17 protein-coding genes and 1 pseudogene are annotated in these 17078 nt (G+C 70.7%); 6 read left to right on the top strand and 12 right to left on the bottom strand.

Features of this window, described 5'->3' with window-relative positions; all coding sequences use genetic code 11:
• Positions 1-13: 13 nt before the first annotated feature.
• Positions 14-877, bottom strand: a complete 864-nt coding sequence (locus BM013_RS18535; RefSeq protein WP_177225497.1) for a hypothetical protein — start codon at positions 875-877, stop codon at positions 14-16.
• Between the two features lie 138 nt (positions 878-1015).
• Between BM013_RS18535 and BM013_RS18530 the strand changes: the two genes are divergently transcribed.
• Positions 1016-1750: a helix-turn-helix domain-containing protein gene (locus BM013_RS18530; protein ID WP_093129097.1), complete on the top strand. Its 735-nt coding sequence runs from the start codon at positions 1016-1018 to the stop codon at positions 1748-1750.
• A 10-nt stretch (positions 1751-1760) separates the two neighbouring features.
• Here the strand turns inward: BM013_RS18530 and pyrF are convergent, their stop codons facing one another.
• From pyrF to BM013_RS18500, 6 genes are all read right to left on the bottom strand, one after another.
• Positions 1761-2585 carry an orotidine-5'-phosphate decarboxylase gene (gene pyrF / locus BM013_RS18525; RefSeq protein WP_093129096.1) on the bottom strand — a complete coding sequence of 275 codons (825 nt, stop codon included), beginning with the start codon at positions 2583-2585 and terminating at the stop codon, positions 1761-1763.
• A 57-nt stretch (positions 2586-2642) separates the two neighbouring features.
• Complete coding sequence (locus tag BM013_RS18520) at positions 2643-3470, bottom strand: uracil-DNA glycosylase family protein (RefSeq protein ID WP_093129095.1); 828 nt, start codon at positions 3468-3470, stop codon at positions 2643-2645.
• The gene (gene rimI, locus BM013_RS18515) at positions 3467-4009 is read right to left on the bottom strand and encodes a ribosomal protein S18-alanine N-acetyltransferase (protein ID WP_093129094.1); all 543 of its coding nucleotides are present in this window, start codon (positions 4007-4009) and stop codon (positions 3467-3469) included. The genes BM013_RS18520 and rimI overlap by 4 nt, the downstream gene beginning before the upstream one ends.
• A gap of 10 nt (positions 4010-4019) precedes the next feature.
• The gene (tsaB, locus tag BM013_RS18510; protein ID WP_093129093.1) at positions 4020-4721 is read right to left on the bottom strand and encodes a tRNA (adenosine(37)-N6)-threonylcarbamoyltransferase complex dimerization subunit type 1 TsaB; all 702 of its coding nucleotides are present in this window, start codon (positions 4719-4721) and stop codon (positions 4020-4022) included.
• On the bottom strand, positions 4714-5724 hold the full coding sequence (locus BM013_RS18505; RefSeq protein ID WP_256219942.1) for a DMT family transporter: 1011 nt from the start codon (positions 5722-5724) through the stop codon (positions 4714-4716). The genes tsaB and BM013_RS18505 overlap by 8 nt, the downstream gene beginning before the upstream one ends.
• A 104-nt stretch (positions 5725-5828) precedes the next feature.
• On the bottom strand, positions 5829-6605 hold the full coding sequence (locus tag BM013_RS18500) for a DeoR/GlpR family DNA-binding transcription regulator (RefSeq protein WP_093129091.1): 777 nt from the start codon (positions 6603-6605) through the stop codon (positions 5829-5831).
• 79 nt (positions 6606-6684) lie between these two features.
• Between BM013_RS18500 and BM013_RS18495 the strand changes: the two genes are divergently transcribed.
• The 3 genes from BM013_RS18495 to BM013_RS18485 all read left to right on the top strand — a co-directional run bounded on the left by BM013_RS18495 (position 6685) and on the right by BM013_RS18485 (position 10476).
• A complete protein-coding gene (locus BM013_RS18495) occupies positions 6685-7269 on the top strand; it encodes an NUDIX hydrolase (RefSeq protein WP_093129155.1) in 585 nt (194 codons plus the stop codon).
• A gap of 47 nt (positions 7270-7316) precedes the next feature.
• Positions 7317-8738 (top strand): D-alanyl-D-alanine carboxypeptidase/D-alanyl-D-alanine endopeptidase, encoded by a 1422-nt coding sequence (gene dacB / locus BM013_RS18490; RefSeq protein ID WP_093129090.1) that lies wholly within the window; start codon positions 7317-7319, stop codon positions 8736-8738.
• Positions 8739-8898: 160 nt separating this feature from the next.
• On the top strand, positions 8899-10476 hold the full coding sequence (locus BM013_RS18485; RefSeq protein ID WP_093129154.1) for an alpha/beta hydrolase family protein: 1578 nt from the start codon (positions 8899-8901) through the stop codon (positions 10474-10476).
• A 24-nt stretch (positions 10477-10500) separates the two neighbouring features.
• On the opposite strand, the gene BM013_RS18480 is transcribed toward BM013_RS18485, so the two are convergent.
• From BM013_RS18480 to purE, 3 genes and pseudogenes are all read right to left on the bottom strand, one after another.
• Positions 10501-11502 carry an L-threonylcarbamoyladenylate synthase gene (locus BM013_RS18480; protein ID WP_093129089.1) on the bottom strand — a complete coding sequence of 334 codons (1002 nt, stop codon included), beginning with the start codon at positions 11500-11502 and terminating at the stop codon, positions 10501-10503.
• Positions 11499-12734 carry a 5-(carboxyamino)imidazole ribonucleotide synthase gene (locus tag BM013_RS18475; RefSeq protein ID WP_093129088.1) on the bottom strand — a complete coding sequence of 412 codons (1236 nt, stop codon included), beginning with the start codon at positions 12732-12734 and terminating at the stop codon, positions 11499-11501. Before BM013_RS18475 ends, BM013_RS18480 begins: the two co-directional genes overlap by 4 nt.
• 77 nt (positions 12735-12811) lie before the next feature.
• Positions 12812-13309, bottom strand: a pseudogene (purE, locus tag BM013_RS18470) (5-(carboxyamino)imidazole ribonucleotide mutase); the annotation flags it as partial.
• A gap of 36 nt (positions 13310-13345) precedes the next feature.
• Between purE and BM013_RS18465 the strand changes: the two are divergent.
• Together BM013_RS18465 and BM013_RS18460 are read left to right on the top strand one after the other, a co-directional pair.
• Complete coding sequence (locus BM013_RS18465; protein ID WP_093129086.1) at positions 13346-14266, top strand: tetratricopeptide repeat protein; 921 nt, start codon at positions 13346-13348, stop codon at positions 14264-14266.
• A gap of 231 nt (positions 14267-14497) precedes the next feature.
• Positions 14498-14899, top strand: coding sequence for an META domain-containing protein (locus BM013_RS18460; protein WP_256221548.1), 402 nt, complete (start codon positions 14498-14500; stop codon positions 14897-14899).
• A 69-nt stretch (positions 14900-14968) separates the two neighbouring features.
• On the opposite strand, the gene BM013_RS18455 is transcribed toward BM013_RS18460, so the two are convergent.
• On the bottom strand, positions 14969-15874 hold the full coding sequence (locus BM013_RS18455) for a phosphoribosylaminoimidazolesuccinocarboxamide synthase (protein ID WP_093129084.1): 906 nt from the start codon (positions 15872-15874) through the stop codon (positions 14969-14971).
• A gap of 104 nt (positions 15875-15978) precedes the next feature.
• On the bottom strand, positions 15979-17043 hold the full coding sequence (gene fba / locus BM013_RS18450; RefSeq protein WP_093129083.1) for a class II fructose-bisphosphate aldolase: 1065 nt from the start codon (positions 17041-17043) through the stop codon (positions 15979-15981).
• Between the last annotated feature and the right edge of the window lie 35 nt (positions 17044-17078).

Below are 17078 nucleotides of genomic sequence, written 5' to 3'. Positions count from 1 at the left end.
CGAAGGATTCTCCTCAGGCGGCCACGGCGGCGGCGCCCGGATTGTGCCGCAGCGCGGCCTGCCAGTGCATCTCGAGCTTGCGCAGCGCGAACACCACGGGCAGGCCCGCCAGCGAGGCCGTGAGGTGCTTGAGCGAATGGCCCGAGATGGTGTGCTGCGTCAGCTCGTAGATCGGCTGGTCGGCCAGCTCGAAGCCCTTGGCCACCACGTAGAAGAAGATCACCCAGCCCAGCTTCAGGCCGACCGACTTGCGCATCGGGGTGGACAGCGCCAGCGTCAGCACCAGCGCCATGCCGCCGAACTGCACCAGCGCCCAGGGCATGACGTTGCCGGTTTCCTGGAACACCTCGGCCGACAGCAGCCCAGCCGTCAGCACGAACCAGGCGGCCGGCCAGCCGGCGCGCTGGCTCACCCGCTCGCACACCGCCACGCCGATCAGGCCGGCAAACGCCACCGCCATGCCGGCGCGGTCGGCGGCCAGCCGGGGGCCGTCGGGCACGAGGTGGAAGAAGGCCGAGCCCGCGGCGGTGGCGATCAGGCCGGCGAAGAAGAGCCAGGCGCAGTCCAGCGTGTTGTCGGGCGGGTCGCTGGCCGGCGGCGCCAGCGGGAACACCGACAGCGCCTGCTGGTGCGAGCGGTCGATGCGGTTGAGCCGGTACAGGCCCCACAGGCCGATCACCAGGAACGGGATGTTGCTCAGCACGTCCATCGCGTTGGGCATGCCGTGCCAGGCGCGGTCGTCGGCGAACACCGAGGCGATGGCCACTTCGGCCGCCGGCAGCTCGGGGCCGAAGAAGCCGATCAGCAGCAGCAACGCGAAGGTGAAAAGCAGTCCGCGTTCGCGGCGGCTGAGTCGGCTGGCAAGAGGCAGAAGCATGGCGGTCCTCGGTGGGTGGGGTAACAAGCCGCGGATTCTGGTTGCCAGCCTCCCTGTAGGCATCGAGAATCGATACGAGGTACTAATTCACACCCTTCGGTATCTTCTTTCAATACCCTTCGCCCGACCTGCACCCTCATGAGCACCACCGTCGACCTTGTCCAAGCCCTCAAGAACGAACTCAAAAGCGCCCGCATGACCTACGCCGACCTGGCCCGGTCGCTGGACATGGCCGAGTCCAGCGTGAAGCGCATGCTGGCCAAGAGCGACATGCCGCTGTCGCGCGTGGACGCCATCTGCCGGGCGCTGAAGATCGACTTTGCCGAGCTGGCCCGCCGCGTGGCCGACGCCCAGCCGCTGCTGAAGGAGCTGACGCACGAGCAGGAAAAGGCCGTGGTGAAGGACAAGAAGCTGCTGCTGGTGGCCATCAGCGTGCTGAGCCAGTGGACGCTGGAGCAGATCGTGACGGCCTACCGCATCAGCGAGGCCGAGTGCATCGGCTGCCTGGCGCAGCTGGACCGCATCGGCATCATCGAGCTGCGCCCGCTGAACCGGTACCGCCTGAAGCTGGCCAAGACCTTCCGCTGGCGCCCGCACGGCCCGGTGATGGAGTTCTTCCGCGAGAACGTGGTGCTCGACTACTACCGCGGCGGCTTCGACGGCCCGGCCGAAGGTCTGCTGCTGGTGCACGGCTCGATCAGCCGTTCGCTGGCGCCGGCCTTCCTGGAGCGCCTGCAGCGCGTGGCGCAGGACTTTGCGCAGCAGCACCAGACCGACCAGAAGCTGTCGGCCAAGGACCGCGAGGGCTACACGCTGCTGCTGGGCATGCGCAACTGGGAGTTCGAGCTGTTCACCCGGCTGCGTCGAGCCTAGGCCTGAAGGTTCAGGCCTTGGCGGCTTCCAGCGCGTCGCGCGTGGTGCGCGCGGCGTTCTTCGCGGCTTCGGCGAAGTCTTCGCCCGACGACGCGTAGATGATCGCGCGCGACGAGTTCACGATGATCGGCGCGTCGGCACGCCAGCCTGCGCGCACCGTCGCCACCGCGTCGCCGCCCTGTGCGCCGACGCCCGGAATCAGCAGCGGCACCGTCGGCGCGAGTTCGCGCACGCGCTCGATTTCCGCCGGGTAGGTCGCGCCCACCACCAGCCCTAACTGGCCGTTGAGGTTCCACGGGCCCTGCGCCAGCTTCGCGACGTGCTCGTACAGGAAAGGCTGGCCCTCGACGTCCGCCAGGCGCTGGCCCTGCAGGTCGGAGCCGCCGGGGTTGCTGGTGCGGCACAGCAGGAAGGCGCCCTTGCCCTCGTGCTTGAGGTAAGGCGCCACCGAGTCGAAGCCCATGAAGGGCGACAACGTGACCGCGTCGGCGCCGTAGCGCTCGAAGGCTTCCAGCGCGTACTGCTCGGCGGTGGAGCCGATGTCGCCGCGCTTGGCGTCCAGGATCACGGGCACGTGGGGCGCGTTGCGGCGCAGGTGCTCCATGAGCTGCTCGAGCTGGGCTTCGGCGCGGTGGGCGGCGAAGTAGGCAATCTGCGGCTTGAAGGCGATGACCAGGTCGGCCGTCGCGTCGACGATGCGCGCGCAGAAGTCATAGATGCGGCTGGCGTCGCCCTTGAGCTGCCCCGGGAATTTGGCTGGCTCTGGATCGAGCCCCACGCAGAGCAACGAACCGTTTTTTTGCTGCGCGGCGGCCAGCTTGTCGAGGAAAGTCATGGGGCGGGATTTTAGGCGGCCCGCTTCCAGCCCCTGTTCCAGCCCTGTTTCAGGCGGTCAGCCCGGCGTGGGCGTGTGCTGCTCGGCGGCCAGGCACAGGTCGGCCCAGGCGCGTGCCTTGTCGGCCGGGTTGCGCAGCAGGTACGCCGGGTGGTACGTGGCCACCACGGGCGCCCCGCCGGCCGCGGCCAGCGGCACGACGCGGCCGCGCAGCTTGCCCAGCGGGTCGCCGCTTTGCATCAGGCTTTGCGCGGCCAGCGGGCCCATGGCCAGCACGACGCGCGGGGCGAGCGCCGCCGCGTGCGTGTCGAAGGCCTCGCTCATCGGGCGCGGGCTGCCGGGCTGGCCGGCGGCCACGCCGCGGTGGGTGCGCAGCAGGTGCACGGGCGTCTTGCCGTCGTGCAGCTTCAGGGCGCGCAGCATGTTGTCGAGCAGGCGGCCGGCGTCGCCCTCGAAGGGCTCGCCGTGGCGGCCGTCGGGCTCGGGGGGCATGTCGGCGATGACCAGCCAGCCGCCCTGCACGGCGCCATCTTCGGCGGCACCGGCGTACAGGCGGCACGGGTCGTCGACCAGCACGGCGGCGCCTTGGGACAGCGGCGCGGCCGCGGGCCGCGGCGCCGGGGCCGGCGTGGGGGCCACCACCGGCCGGGCCACGGGGGCCGGCGCGGCGACCGGCCTTTCGGCCTCGAATCGCTCGCTCACGGGCGCCGGTTCTGTGTATGGCGCTACTGTTTCAGGAGCGACAGCGACAGCAGCGACAGGCGCCAGCTCCGCAACTTCCGCGACTTCCGCAACCTCGGGCACCGGCCACCAGACCTTCACACCCATCTCGTCGAGCATCGCGCGCTGGCGTGCGTCGAGTTTCAATGTCTGCACCGCGCTCATCGCAAGGCTCCCCAGGCGGTGCCTGTTTCATTCAATCGCAGGCTCATGACCACGGCGTCCTCGCGCTTGTTGTCGTGCGCCGGGTAGTAGCCCTTGCGCACGCCGACGCTGCGAAAGCCCTGGCGCAAATAGATGTCCAGCGCGCGCTGGTTGCTCTGGCGCACTTCGAGCCAGAGCCACTGCGCGCCCTCGGCGCGCGACCAGCCGCCCAGCGCCTCGAGCATGAGCGGCGCCCAGCCCTGGCGCTGGAACGCCGGCGCCACGGTGATGTTCAGCAGGTGCACCTCGTCGACGCCCTTCATGGCGACGAAATAGCCGATCAGCGTCTCGCCCAGTTCGGTGACCGGCGACACGACGCCCGGCGCCGGGCCGGGTGCCAGCAGGCACTGGCAGTGGTAGCCCACGGCCATGGAATCGGTGAAGTTGGCGCGCGTCCAGGGGTGGCTGTAGGCCGTCAGCTCGACCGCGCAGACCGCATCGATCCGCTCGACGGTGAGCGGTTCGAGGCGGGCTTCGACGGGCTGGAGGACGGCGCTCATGCGGCTGGAATCAGGTGGCGGAAGCGGCGGCCGCCGCCTTGATGGCGGCGCGTTCTTCCGTGGTTTGCGCCACTTTATCGCGAACATAGAGCGGCCAGGCCTGCGCCGCGGGCACGGTCCGACCGGCGGCAAGCAGCGCCGGGGCCAGCCGCAGCATGGCCTCGGCGCCCGGCAGCACCTCGTGGCGCGCGCCGGTGGCGGCCAGGCGAGGGCCGTAGGCGGCGAAGGCATTGCCCGCCAGCGCCCAGCCGGCGGGCACTTCGAGGGCTTCGGGCGACAGCAGCAGGGGCTCGTCGTCGCCGCCCAGCGGGCCGTGGGCAGCGAAGTCGTAGCGCGCGGCGTAGACCTGGTCCATGCGGGCGTCCAGCACGGCCACCAGCTGTTGCGCGCCGGACACATGGCGCGCCTCCTCGGCAACGGCCAGCAGCGTGTCGACCGGCAGCAGCGGCACGTTGGCGCCGAAGGCCAGGCCCTGCGCCACGGAGCAGGCGGTGCGCAGGCCGGTGAACGAGCCCGGCCCGCGGCCGAAGACGATGGCGTCGAGCCCGGACAGCGCGAGCCCCGCGTCGCGCAGCAGTTGCTGGATCAGCGGCAGCAGCGTGGCCGAGGCCTGGGCGCCGCCCGCGCCGTGGTGGGCGAGCACCTGCTCGCCGTGGCGCACCGCCACCGACAGGTGTTCGGTGCTCGTATCGAAAGCCAGCAGCTTAGACATTGGTGGGGCGCCCCATGACGGGGGCGGAAGAAGAAGCAAGGGGAACAAGGGGAAGCGCACGCGCCGGTGCGCTTTTCTGCACGCCGAACAGGATGCCGGCCGTGACCAGCAGCAGCCCGGCGACCAGGTTCCAGTAGAGCGGCTCGCCCAGCCAGATCACCGCGCCGAAGGCCGACAGGCCGGGCACCAGCGCCGTGATCATGGTGGTGCGCACCGGGCCGAAGTGCTGGACCATCCGGGTGAAGGTGATGCCCGAGATCACCACCGAGCCGCCGCCCTGGAAGGCCATCTGGAACGCCACCTCGCGCCACGGCGCGGTGCCCAGGTGGCTCGCCACCTGCCCGCCGGCCACGAGCAGCGCGTACACCGGCACGTAGGTCATCAGCGCGAACACGGTGATGGCGATGGTCGCGCGCACGGCGTCCAGGCCGTGGCGGCGCGCCACCACGCTGTAGCAGGCCCAGCAGAAGGCGGCGGCCATGAAGAGCAGGTCGCCCTTCCACACCTCGCCGCCTTCGAAGGCGTGCAGCAGGCTGCGCCCGCCGACCACCAGGTCGCCCGCCACGATCATCGCCAGGCCGAGCGCGCGCATCGGCGTGATGCGCTCGCGCAGCACCAGCGCGGCCAGCAGCGTGGTCCACAGCGGCAGGCTGCCGGGCATCAGCACCGAGGCATGGCCGGCCGGCGCGAAGAAGAAACCGCTGTAGGCCGCCATGGCATAGGCCACGCCGCCGAAGATGCCCGCCGCCGCGGTGACGCGCAGCGACAGCGGCGACAGGCCGAAGAACGAGGACACCGCGGCGCCCGCCTGCCCTTGCCGGGCTGCGCGCCGGCCCTTCATGACCAGCCACGCGCCCCACGGCACCAGCACCAGGCTGGCGCCGCAGATGCGCGCGCAGGCCAGGTCGAACGGGGTGAGCGAGCGGCCGGCCGAGGCGCGCGCGATGACGATGAAGGCGGTCCACACCAGCACGGTGACGACGGCCGCGCCGATGCCGAGCATGCGCGGAGACAGCAAAGGCGAAGGCGGTGGGGAAATCGTCGGGGACGCGGCGGGCATCCCGGCATTATCGAGGCCGCCCACCGGCCGCGCCGGCGGCGGGCGAATCAGCCGGCCGCGCCTTCAGGTTCGGCCCGCAGGATGGCCAGCCCCGCCTTGCGCAGCGGCGCCAGCGCCTTGGCCGGCGCGTCCGGCGACACCAGCAGGCTCGCGGCCGCGCCCACCGGGTTGACCACCCAGGCCGAGGCCGCGCCCAGCTTTTCGGACGACGCCAGCACCACCGTCTCGGCCGCCGCGGCCATCAGCGCGCGCTTGATCTCGGCCTCTTCCAGGTCGCCCGTGGTCAGCCCCGCCTCGGCGTGGACGCCGGTGACGCCCATGAAGTAGGTGTCGGCATGGATGCGCGCAATGGCCGCCATGGCCGCCGCGCCGACCGCCACCATCGAATGCCTGAAGAGCCGCCCGCCGATCAGCACCACCTCGACGCCGGCGTGCGCCGCCAGCTCGGTGGCCACCGACGGGCTGTGCGTGACCACCGTGGCCCGCAGCGCGCGCGGCAGGTGGCGCGCGAGCTGCACGGCGGTGGTGCCGCCGTCGATGAACACCACCTGCCCCGGCTTCACCATGCGCGCCGCGGCACGGCCGATGGCCACCTTCTCGCCCGGCGCCAGCTGCTGGCGGCCCGCGAAGTCGGCCTCGGCCGCGGCCATCGGCAGCGCGCCGCCGTGCACGCGCTGCAGCAGGCCTTCGGCCGCCAGCTCGCGCAGGTCGCGCCGGATGGTGTCTTCCGACAGGCCGAGTTCGTCGCTGAGCGCCTTCGCCACGACGTTGCCGTCGCGCTGGAGCACCGAGAGGATGTGTTGCTTGCGCTGGCGGGTGAGCATCGGGCGATGGTATCGGCCTGCGCGCTTGATTGCACGAATTTTCTTGTTATTGCACGAACATGCACATATGCTCGCCGCCATGACCTTGCAAGACCGCGTCCGGGTGCACGAAGTCACCCTGCTTTCCGACCACTGGTACACGCTGCGCACCACCGCCTTCGACTGGCGGCGCAACGACGGCCAGTGGCAGCGCATGCACCGCGAGACCTACGACCGCGGCAACGGCGCCGCGCTGCTGCCGTACAACCTCGCGCAGCGCAGCGTGCTGCTGACGCGGCAGTTCCGCTACCCGGCCTTCGTCAACGGGCACGACGAGCTGCTGATCGAAGCGGCCGCCGGCCTGCTGGACGACGCGGCGCCCGAGGAACGCATTCGCGCCGAGGTCGAGGAAGAGCTGGGCTACCGGCTCGGCGGCGTGCAGAAGATCTTCGAGTGCTTCATGAGCCCGGGCTCCGTCACCGAGAAGCTGCACTTCTTCGTGGCGCCCTACGAGCCCTCGATGCGCATCGGCGCGGGCGGCGGGCTGGCCGAGGAAGGCGAGGACATCGAGGTGCTGGAGCTCGGCATCGGCGAGGCGCTGGCCATGGTGGCCGACGGGCGCATCGCCGACGCCAAGACGGTGATGCTGCTGTACCACGCGAAGCTGCACGTGTTCGCGCCGTAATGCCTCTCGTCATTCGCGTCGGGAATTCGCGTCGGGATAATGGGCGGATGCCTTTTGCCTTCCGCCGCGCCGCCTGCGCACTGACTCTCTTCACGCTGGCCTCGGCCGGCGCTTTCGCCCAGCAAGCCCTCCCCACCCAGGTCGACGCCGCCCTCGCCCGCGCCAAGGTGCCGCGCGAGTCGGTCACCATGCTGGTGGCCGAAGCCGACGGCACGCGCCAGCCGCGCCTGGCGTGGCGCACGCAGGTGCCGGTGAACCCGGCGTCGATCATGAAGCTGGTCACCACCTACGCCGCGCTCGACATGCTGGGCGCCGCCTACAACTGGACCACGCCGGTGTACGTCGAGGGCACGGTGGCCAACGGCGTGCTCAACGGCAACCTGTACATCAAGGGCCAGGGCGACCCCAAGCTGGTGCTGGAGCGCGTGTGGCTGCTGCTGCGCCACGTGCAGGGCCTGGGCATCACCACGGTGAGCGGCGACATCGTGATCGACCGCAGCGCCTTCGAGACCACGGTCGAGGGCGACCCGGGCGCCTTCGACGGCGAGCCGCTGCGCCCCTACAACGCCTCGCCCGACGCGCTGCTGGTGAACTTCAAGTCGGTCAACATGACCTTCGCGCCCGACCGCGCCGGCCAGATCGCGCGGGTGAGCTACGAGCCCCCGCTGGCCAGCGTGGCCATGCCGGCCACCGTGCCGATGGTGCCCGGCGAGTGCGGCGACTGGCGCACCGGCCTGCGCGCCGACTTCACCGACGTGAACCGCATCCGCTTCAACGGCGGCTTCCCCACCGCCTGCGGCGAGAAGAGCTGGGCCGTGGCCTACGGCGACCCGCGCACCTACGCCATGCGCGCCATCGGCGGCATGTGGGCCGAGATGGGCGGGCGCGTGGGCGGCCAGATGCGCGAAGGCCGCGTGCCGGCGGGGCTGAAGCCGGCGTTCGAGTTCGAGTCGCCGCCGCTGGCCGAGGTGATCCGCGACATCAACAAGTACAGCAACAACGTGATGGCGCAGCAGCTGTTCCTCACGATCGGGCTCACGCAGAAGAACCGCGGCACCTTCGAGGCCTCGCGCACCGCGCTGGGCCAGTGGTGGAAAGACCGCATCGGCACGGGCGAGGCGCAGCCGGTGTTCGAGAACGGCTCGGGCCTGTCGCGCGACGAGCGCATCAGCGCCGCGGCGCTGGGCAAGATGCTGCAGGTGGCCTGGCGCTCGCCGGTCATGCCCGAGCTGATGTCTTCGCTGCCCGCCATGGGCGTGGACGGCACGCTCAAGCGGCGCACGCTGCGCTCGGGCGGCTCGGCCCACCTGAAGACGGGCACGCTGCGCGACGCCTCGGGCGTGGCCGGCTTCGTGGACGGCGCCAGCGGCCGGCGCTACGTGCTGGTGGCCATTGCCAACGGCGAGAACGCGGGCGCGGCGCGCGCGGCGTTCGACGCGCTGGTCGACTGGGCCTCGCAGGACAACTGAGCGGCGTCCGCGCGCCACCCCATGGCTCGCACGGCAAGCGTTCTGTAGGCGAACACCGATTGCGTGGGACTGCCCGGCTGAACAGAATCGGACGCTCGTTCGATTCCAGATTCCAACCCGACGCAGGAGACACCCCGTGCAAAAAACACAAGCTTCCTCCATCCAGCGAACACGGCTGAACAGGCCCGTTTCACTCGCGGCCCTCGCGGGCACCACGGTGCTGCTCGCGGCCTGCGGCGGAGGGGGCGGCGGGGGTGGGGGCGGCATCGGGGTGGGCTTTCCGCCGCCGGTGGCCGACACGGGGCGCGGCTCGGTCGTCACCAACCCGCCGGAGCAGACCGCCAGTCTCACGGCCGACCAGTTCAACGCCAGCCTGCAGGGCAGCGCGCAGGGCAAGACGCTGCTGCAGATCGCGGGCACGCCCAAGTGCGGCGTCACCCTGCGCTCGCTCGAGTACCGCACCATCGGCGCGAAGAACGAGGCCACCAACGCCACCGCCGCGATCATGGTGCCCACGGGCAGCGACGTGGCCTGCGGCGGCCAGCGCCCGGTGGTGCTGTACGCCCACGGCACCACGGCGGCGCGCAACTACAACCTCGCGAAATGGACCGACGCCACGCAGGCGGCCGCCGGCGAGGGCCTGCTGGTCGCGGCCATGTTCGCGGCGCAGGGCTACATCGTGGTGGCGCCCAACTACGCGGGCTACGACAAGTCGACGCTGCCCTACCACCCGTACCTGGACGGCGACCAGCAGGGCAAGGACATGGTCGACGCGCTCACCGCCGCGCGCAAGACCTTCTCGAACATCGGCGCGAACGACGCCGGCTCGCTGTTCATCACCGGCTATTCGCAGGGCGGCTACGTGGCCATGGCGGCGCACCGCGAGATGCAGGCCACGGGCAAGGCGGTGACGGCCTCGGCGCCCCTGTCGGCGCCCTCGGCCATCAGCCTGCTGACCGACTACACCTACCAGGGCTGGCCGGCGCTGGGCGCCACGCTGTTCGTGCCGCTGCTGTCGACCAGCTGGCAGCAGCAGTTCGGCAACGTCTACAACGCGACCACCGACATCTACGAGTCGCAGTACGCGAACGGCATCGACACGCTGCTGCCGAGCCTGACGCCCGACACGCTGTTCAGCTCCGGCAAGCTGCCGCAGCTGGCGCTGTTCCCGGCGAACGCCACGCCGGGGCCGGTCAACAGCCAGCTGGCGATCTTCTACGGCGCCAACAACCTGATCCGCCAGAGCTTCCTGACGCAGGCGGCCACCGACATCCAGTCGAACCCCTGCCCCGGCAATGCGCTGCCGCCCACGGCGGCCTCGCTGAGCACGGCCACGCCGCTGAACTGCGCGCCGTCCACGGGCTTCCGGAAGGCGGCCGTGGCGAACGACCTGCGCAACTGGGTGCCGACCCGGCCGATGCTGATGTGCGGCGGCGCGAACGACCCGACCGTGAACTTCATCAGCACCCGCGCCACCTCCGGCTACTTCAGGGCCAAGGGCGTGCCGGCCAGCGCGCTGACGGTGGTCGACCTGGAGGATTCGGCCGCGATCGACGCCTACTCGAACGCCCGCGCGGGCTTCGCGCAGGCCAAGGACCTGCTGGCGCAGGGCACCTCGGGCAGCGCGGCGGACAAGGCGCAGGCGGTCACGCTGGCGTACCACGGCACGCTGGCGCCGCCGTTCTGCCTGGCGTCGGCGCGCGGGTTCTTCCAGGGCGTGTTGGCGGCGGGGGGCTGACCAGGCCCCACCCGGCGCGCGGAATCAGGCCGCCGAGGCGCGCTGCAGGCGGTCTTTCACGCCTTCCCACTCGGGCGCTTCAGGCGGTGTCTCGACCCAGATCAGCTTGACGCCCTGCGCGTCGAACTCGCGCAGCACCGCGAAGAGCTGCTGCGCGCCGGCCGCCGCGTCGTCGGGCATGCGCCGCAGCACCAGGCGCTGCGAGCGCGTGCGGACCGCGGTGCGGGTCCACACGGCAATGTGCGCGGCGTTGGCGCCGAGCACGTCGAGCCCGGTCTGGATCGCCTTGGCGTCCATCAGGCGCACCTTGGCGTTGGGCGCGTAGTGCGCCTCCAGCGTGCCCGAGGCGCGCGGGTCGGGCGTCTCGAGCATCTCGCGGCCGCTGAGCTTTTCGCCGCAGGCGGCCTCGATCTGCGCGCGCGTGATGGCGCCCGGGCGCAGCAGCACCGGCGCGCCGCGGCTGCAGTCGACGATGGTCGACTCGATGCCCACCTCGCAGGCACCGCCGTCGAGCACCGGGACGGCCTCGCCGAACTCTTCGAACACATGCTGCGCCGTGGTCGGGCTGACGCGGCCGAAGCGGTTGGCGCTGGGCCCCGCGACGCCCGGCACGCCCTGTTCGGCGCAGGCCTCCAGCAGCGCCTGCGCCACCGGGTGCGAGGGGCAGCGCAGGCCGATGGTGTCCTGCCCGCCGGCCGCGGCCGCGCCCACGCCGGGTTGGCGCGTGACGATCAGGGTGAGCGGGCCGGGCCAGAAAGCCTGCACCAGCTTCTGCGCGAACGGCGGCAGCGGCTGCGCGAAGCGCGAGAGCGCCTCGGTGCCCTTGGTGCCGGCCGCCACGTGGACGATCAGCGGATGGTCCGCCGGCCGGCCCTTGGCCTCGAAGATGCCGGCCACGGCCGTGTCACTGGTCGCGTCGGCGCCCAGTCCGTAGACGGTTTCGGTCGCGAAGGCGACCAGCCCGCCCGCGCGCAGCACGCGCGCGGCCTCGGCAATGCCCTCGGGCGACCGGCCGTCCAGGATCATGCGATGCCGGCGCCGGTCACCGCCGGCAGGCCCAGCAGCAGCGCGGCCTGCGAGGCGGTGGCGCGCACGGCTTCGAGCGTGGGGCCGGTGAAGGTCAGGTGGCCCATCTTGCGGGCGCGCCGCGGGTCCATCTTTCCGTAGAGGTGCAGGTGGGCGCCGGGCAACGCGAGCACCTCGCTCCAGCGCGGCGTCACGGGCGTCACGGGCGTGGCAGGCTTGTCGGCCTTGCTGCCATCGCCTGCGCCATCCGCCTCGGGGAACCACAGGTCGCCCATCAGGTTGAGCATGATCGCGGGGCTGTGCTGGCGCGGCGCGGCCAGCGGCAGGCCGGCGAGCGTGCGCACCTGCAGCTCGAACTGCGACACGTCACAGGCTTCCATCGTGTAGTGGCCGCTGTTGTGCGGGCGCGGCGCCATCTCGTTGACCACCAGCGAGCCGTCGGCCAGCGCGAAGAACTCCACGCACAGCACGCCCACGTAGCCCAGGCCGTTGGCGATGCTCCTGGCCGAATTGATGGCGCCCTGCGCCACCGTCTTGGGCATGTTCTGCGCATGCACCTCGGTCACGGCCAGGATGCCGTCGCGGTGCAGGTTGCGCTGCGGCGGGAAATGCACGATCTGCCCGTCGCGGCCGCGCGCCACGATCACCGAGCACTCGAACTCGAGCGGCAGCATCTTCTCGAGCACGCAGGGCACGCAGCCCGTGGCCTGCCAGGCCTCGACCAGCTCGGCGCGCGTCTTCACGCGCTGCTGGCCCTTGCCGTCGTAGCCCAGGCGGGCCGTCTTCAGGATGCCGGGCAGCAGGTGGTCGTCGACGGCGGCGAGCTGCGCCGCGGTCTCGATGGCCGCGTAGGGCGCGCAGGGCACGCCGCAGCGCGTGAAGTGCGCCTTCTCGGCGATGCGGTCCTGCGCGATGGCGATGGCCGGCGCGGCGGGCGACACCGGGCGGGCGACCGCCAGGTGCTCCAGCGAGGGCGCGGGCACGTTCTCGAACTCGGTCGTGACCGCGTCGGCCAGGCCGGCCAGGCGGGCCAGGCCGTCGATGTCGCTGTAGTCGGTGTGGATGTGGTGGTGGCTCACGCGGCCGGCGGGGCTGTCGGCGTCGGGGTCGAGCACCGCCGTGAAATAGCCCATGCGCTGGGCCGCGTGGACGAACATGCGCCCCAGCTGGCCGCCGCCGAGCACGCCGAGCGTGGCGCCCGGAAGGATGGGCAGGTCAGCGTTCTTGCTCACAGGGCACCTCCGCCTTGCGGCGAGAAAGGAGAGACGGGGGGCGCGGGAGGCACGGGAGACGCCGGCGCAGCGTCGCCGGCCGGGGCCGGCGGCAGCGTCATGGCCTCGGCGGCGGCGGTCTGCGCCGTGCGGAAGGCGTCGAGCCTGGCGCGCAGCGCCGGGTCGTTCACCGCCAGCATGGACACCGCGAACAGCGCCGCGTTGGCCGCGCCCGCGCTGCCGATGGCGAAGGTGGCCACCGGCACGCCCTTGGGCATCTGCACGATGCTGTAGAGCGAATCGACGCCCTGCAGGTGCCGGCTGGCCACCGGTACGCCGAGCACCGGCACCGTGGTCTTGGACGCCAGCATGCCCGGCAGGTGGGCCGCGCCCCCCGCGCCCGCGATGATCGCGGCGAGCCCGCGCCCGGCGGCGCTTTCGGCATACGCAAAGAGCGCATCGGGCATCCGGTGGGCCGAGACCACCTTTGCTTCGTGGCTGATTCCGAATTGCTGGAGAATCTCGACCGCGTTGCGCATCGTCTCCCAATCGGAGCTCGAGCCCATCACTACACCGACCTGAATGGTTTCGTTCATGGTTTCAATTTTACGTTTCACCCTCAGTTGGTTCCGATGATCGACATCACTCTCGAAAATTTCCAGGCCGAACTGATCGAAGGCTCCGTCGGCGCGCCGGTGCTGCTGGACATCTGGGCCGAATGGTGCGGCCCCTGCAAGCAGCTCGGCCCGGTGCTCGAAAAGCTCGAGGTCGAGTACGCCGGGCGCTTCACGCTGGCCAAGCTCGACGCCGACAAGGTGCCGCAGATCTCGTCGCAGCTCTCCGAGATGTTCGGCGTGCGCAGCATCCCGTTCTGCGTGATGTTCAAGGACGGCCAGCCGGTCGACGGCTTCGTCGGCGCCATTCCGGCCGAGAAGATCCGCGAGTTCCTCGACAAGCACGTGCCCGGCGCCGACGAGGCCGAGGCGGCCTCCGAGGAAGCCGCGGCGCAGGAAGCGCTGGCCGAGGGCGACACCCTGGGCGCGCTCGAGAAGCTGCAGCACGCCGTGGCCACCGACCCGGCCAACGACGACGCCCGCTTCGACTACATCAAGCTGCTGTTGCAGGAAGGCCGCGTCGACGACGCCAAGGTCGCCTTTGCGCCGGTGATCGCCAAGACCACGCTGGTGCGCCGCTTCGACGCGCTGCAGCGCTGGATGGATGCTATCGATTTCGCAGCACCCCACGCAGGTGCGGCGCCCGCGTTGGCCGATTTCGACGCCAAGATTGCCGCCAACAAGCGCGACTTCGACGCCCGCTTCGCCCGCGCCCGCCTGCTGATGGCCGCGCAGCGCTGGACCGACGCCATGGACGAGCTGCTCGACATCCTGATGCGCGACAAGGCCTGGAGCGAAGAGCTCGCCCGCAAGACCTACATCGCGATCCTCGACGTGATCGAGCCGCCGAAGATCAAGGTGGCCGACGGCCAGATCCCGCCGGACGATCCGGTCGTGGCCACGTACCGCCGCCGCCTGAGCAGCGTGGTGCTGAGCTGAGCCCACGGCCCGGCCCGCCCGCCCTGCATGCCCAAGCGACCTCCGGGTCGCTTTTTTCATGGCCGTTCGGCGTACGGCATGGCATTGGCGCGCCGCGCGGCGTCGCATACGATCACGCCCGATTCAACTTGTTGCAGATTGCAAAAGGAAAGACCGGCCATGCGTTCCTCAGCCCGCCTTGCGCGCCCTGCCAGCCCCGCCCGCCGGACCGCGCTTCCCGTTCTCGCCGCCATGGTCACCGCCCTTGCCGCGCTGGCCGGTTGCGGCAGCGGCATCAGCCTCGACGAACCGATCGAAGGCCCGGCCTGGCGCCTGGTGCAGCTGGGCGACGAGCCCATTGCGCCGGGCGGCGAGGCGCAGGTGCAGTTCGACCGCAGCAGCGGCCGCGTGAGCGGCTCGGGCGGCTGCAACCGCATCTCGGGCACCTTCACGCGCAGCGGCAGCACGCTGAGGATCGGCCAGATGGCCGCGACCCGCATGGCCTGCCTCGACCCGGCGCGCGGCGGCTCCGAGGCGCAGTTCGTCTCCGCGCTGCAGAGCACCGCGAGCTACCGCCTGGCCGGCCCGGGCCGGCTGGCGCTGCTGGACGCGAGCGGGCGCACGGTGGCGCTGCTGAACAGCGGCGGGCGCTGAAATGAAAAAGACCGGCCTCGGCCGGTCTTCCCCTTGTGGCGTTGCAGGGCCCTGCAGGCCCCCAGCCGTTCAGCCCGTGAGCCGCTCCAGCGCCTCGCGGTACTTGGCGGCCGTCTTCTCGATCACTTCGGCCGGCAGGCGCGGCGCCGGGGGCGTCTTGTCCCAGGGCTTGCCGTTGATCTTGGTGGCCTCGAGCCAGTCGCGCACGAACTGCTTGTCGTAGCTCGGCGGGTTGGCACCGGCGGCCAGCGCGTCCTGGTAGCCCTCCACCGGCCAGTAGCGCGAGCTGTCGGGCGTGAGCACCTCGTCCATCAGCACCAGCGTGCCGGCCTCGTCCAGGCCGAACTCGAACTTGGTGTCGGCAATGATCATGCCCTTGGCCAGCGCGATCTGCGCGGCGGTTTCGTAGATGGCGATGCTGGTCTCGCGGATCTGCTGGGCCAGCTTGGGGCCGACGATTTCCACCACGCGCTCGTAGCTGATGTTCTCGTCGTGCTCGCCGGCGGCGGCCTTGGCGGCGGGCGTGAAGATCGGGCGCGGCAGCTTGCTGGCGTTGGTGAGGCCTTCGGGCAGCGGCACGCCGCACACCGACCGGCTTTCCTGGTATTCCTTCCAGCCGCTGCCGGCCAGGTAGCCGCGCACCACGGCTTCGACGGGAATGGGCTTCAGGCGCTTGACCAGCATCGAACGGCCGGTGACCTGCGGCACTTCGGCCTCGGTCACCACGCTCTCGGGCGCCTCGCCGGTCAGGTGGTTGGGGCAGAGCTGGCCGAGCCGCTCGAACCACCACAGGGCCATCTTCGTGAGGATCTCGCCCTTGCCCGGAATGGGCTCGCCCATGATCACGTCGAAGGCGCTGAGCCGGTCGCTCGCGACCATCAGGATGCGGTCTTCGCCGACGGCGTAGTTGTCGCGCACCTTGCCGCGCGCAAGCAGGGGCAGGCTCTGGATGGAGGAGGTGTGGACGGTGGTCATGGGAGCAACAACAAATGCGGTGAGAAACGTGGGAACGGTGAAAGCGGATTGTGCGCGCAGAAAAAAGCCACCGCGAACGGTGGCCTTCGAATCGCCCGGAAGTTTTAGACCACGGCCTGCGCGAGTTCGCCGGCGGCGTACCTGGCGGCGACCACCTGCAGCGTGTCGCCCTTGATCTTGGCGCCCTGGCCTTCGCAGCCGAACTCGATGTAGCGCTGCTTGCAGATCAGCTTGGCGGCTTCGCGCGCCGGCTTGAGCCACTCGCGGGCGTCGAACTTCTCGGGGTGCTCGGCCAGGAACTTGCGCACCGCGCCGGTCATGGCCAGGCGGATGTCGGTGTCGATGTTGATCTTGCGCACGCCGTGCTTGATGGCTTCCTGGATTTCCTTCACGGGCACGCCGTAGGTTTCCTTCATGTCGCCGCCGTACTGGCGAATGATGGCCAGCAGCTCCTGCGGCACGCTCGACGAGCCGTGCATCACCAGGTGGGTGTTGGGAATGCGGCGGTGGATTTCCTTGATGCGGTCGATCGCCAGGATGTCGCCGGTGGGCTCGCGCGTGAACTTGTAGGCGCCGTGGCTGGTGCCGATGGCGATGGCCAGCGCGTCGATCTGGGTGCGCTTGACGAAGTCGGCGGCCTGCTCGGGGTCGGTCAGCAGCTGCTCGCGCGTCATGGTGTCGTCGGTGCCGTGACCGTCTTCCTTGTCGCCCTTCATGGTTTCCAGCGAACCCAGGCAGCCGAGCTCGCCTTCGACGGTGACGCCCAGGCGGTGGGCCATGTCCGACACCTTCTTGGTGACGTCCACGTTGTAGTCGTAGCTGGCGATGGTCTTGCCGTCGGCCTCGAGCGAGCCGTCCATCATGACCGAGCTGAAGCCCAGGTCGATGGCGCCCTTGCAGACGTCGGGGTTCTGGCCGTGGTCCTGGTGCATGACCAGCGGGATGTTCGGGTACTGCTCGATGGCGGCCTGGATCAGGTGCTTGATGAAGGCTTCACCGGCGTACTTGCGGGCACCGGCGCTGGCTTGCAGGATGACGGGCGCGCCGGTTTCCTTGGCGGCCTCCATGACGGCCTGGACCTGTTCGAGGTTGTTGACGTTGAAGGCCGGGATGCCGTAGCCATTGGCTGCGGCATGGTCGAGCAGTTCGCGCATCGAGACGAGTGCCATGGGGAAATACCTCGCGGGAATTAGGGAAAGAAGAA

It is taken from the genome of Variovorax sp. OK605, from assembly GCF_900115445.1.
Classification (GTDB): Bacteria; Pseudomonadota; Gammaproteobacteria; order Burkholderiales; family Burkholderiaceae_C; genus Variovorax.
The sequence above is the reverse complement of the archived record's forward strand: the minus strand, read 5'-3'. Positions and strand labels throughout refer to the sequence as shown.

Bases quoted from the DNA above. Each gene is read 5' to 3' on its own strand.
- BM013_RS18535 (WP_177225497.1), bottom strand. From the start codon at position 877: ATGCTTCTGCCTCTTGCCAGCCGACTCAGCCGCCGCGAACGCGGACTG.
- BM013_RS18530 (WP_093129097.1), top strand. From the start codon at position 1,016: ATGAGCACCACCGTCGACCTTGTCCAAGCCCTCAAGAACGAACTCAAA.
- pyrF (WP_093129096.1), bottom strand. From the start codon at position 2,585: ATGACTTTCCTCGACAAGCTGGCCGCCGCGCAGCAAAAAAACGGTTCG.
- BM013_RS18520 (WP_093129095.1), bottom strand. From the start codon at position 3,470: ATGAGCGCGGTGCAGACATTGAAACTCGACGCACGCCAGCGCGCGATG.
- rimI (WP_093129094.1), bottom strand. From the start codon at position 4,009: ATGAGCGCCGTCCTCCAGCCCGTCGAAGCCCGCCTCGAACCGCTCACC.
- tsaB (WP_093129093.1), bottom strand. From the start codon at position 4,721: ATGTCTAAGCTGCTGGCTTTCGATACGAGCACCGAACACCTGTCGGTG.
- BM013_RS18505 (WP_256219942.1), bottom strand. From the start codon at position 5,724: ATGCTCGGCATCGGCGCGGCCGTCGTCACCGTGCTGGTGTGGACCGCC.
- BM013_RS18500 (WP_093129091.1), bottom strand. From the start codon at position 6,605: ATGCTCACCCGCCAGCGCAAGCAACACATCCTCTCGGTGCTCCAGCGC.
- BM013_RS18495 (WP_093129155.1), top strand. From the start codon at position 6,685: ATGACCTTGCAAGACCGCGTCCGGGTGCACGAAGTCACCCTGCTTTCC.
- dacB (WP_093129090.1), top strand. From the start codon at position 7,317: ATGCCTTTTGCCTTCCGCCGCGCCGCCTGCGCACTGACTCTCTTCACG.
- BM013_RS18480 (WP_093129089.1), bottom strand. From the start codon at position 11,502: ATGATCCTGGACGGCCGGTCGCCCGAGGGCATTGCCGAGGCCGCGCGC.
- BM013_RS18465 (WP_093129086.1), top strand. From the start codon at position 13,346: ATGATCGACATCACTCTCGAAAATTTCCAGGCCGAACTGATCGAAGGC.
- BM013_RS18460 (WP_256221548.1), top strand. From the start codon at position 14,498: ATGGTCACCGCCCTTGCCGCGCTGGCCGGTTGCGGCAGCGGCATCAGC.
- BM013_RS18455 (WP_093129084.1), bottom strand. From the start codon at position 15,874: ATGACCACCGTCCACACCTCCTCCATCCAGAGCCTGCCCCTGCTTGCG.
- fba (WP_093129083.1), bottom strand. From the start codon at position 17,043: ATGGCACTCGTCTCGATGCGCGAACTGCTCGACCATGCCGCAGCCAAT.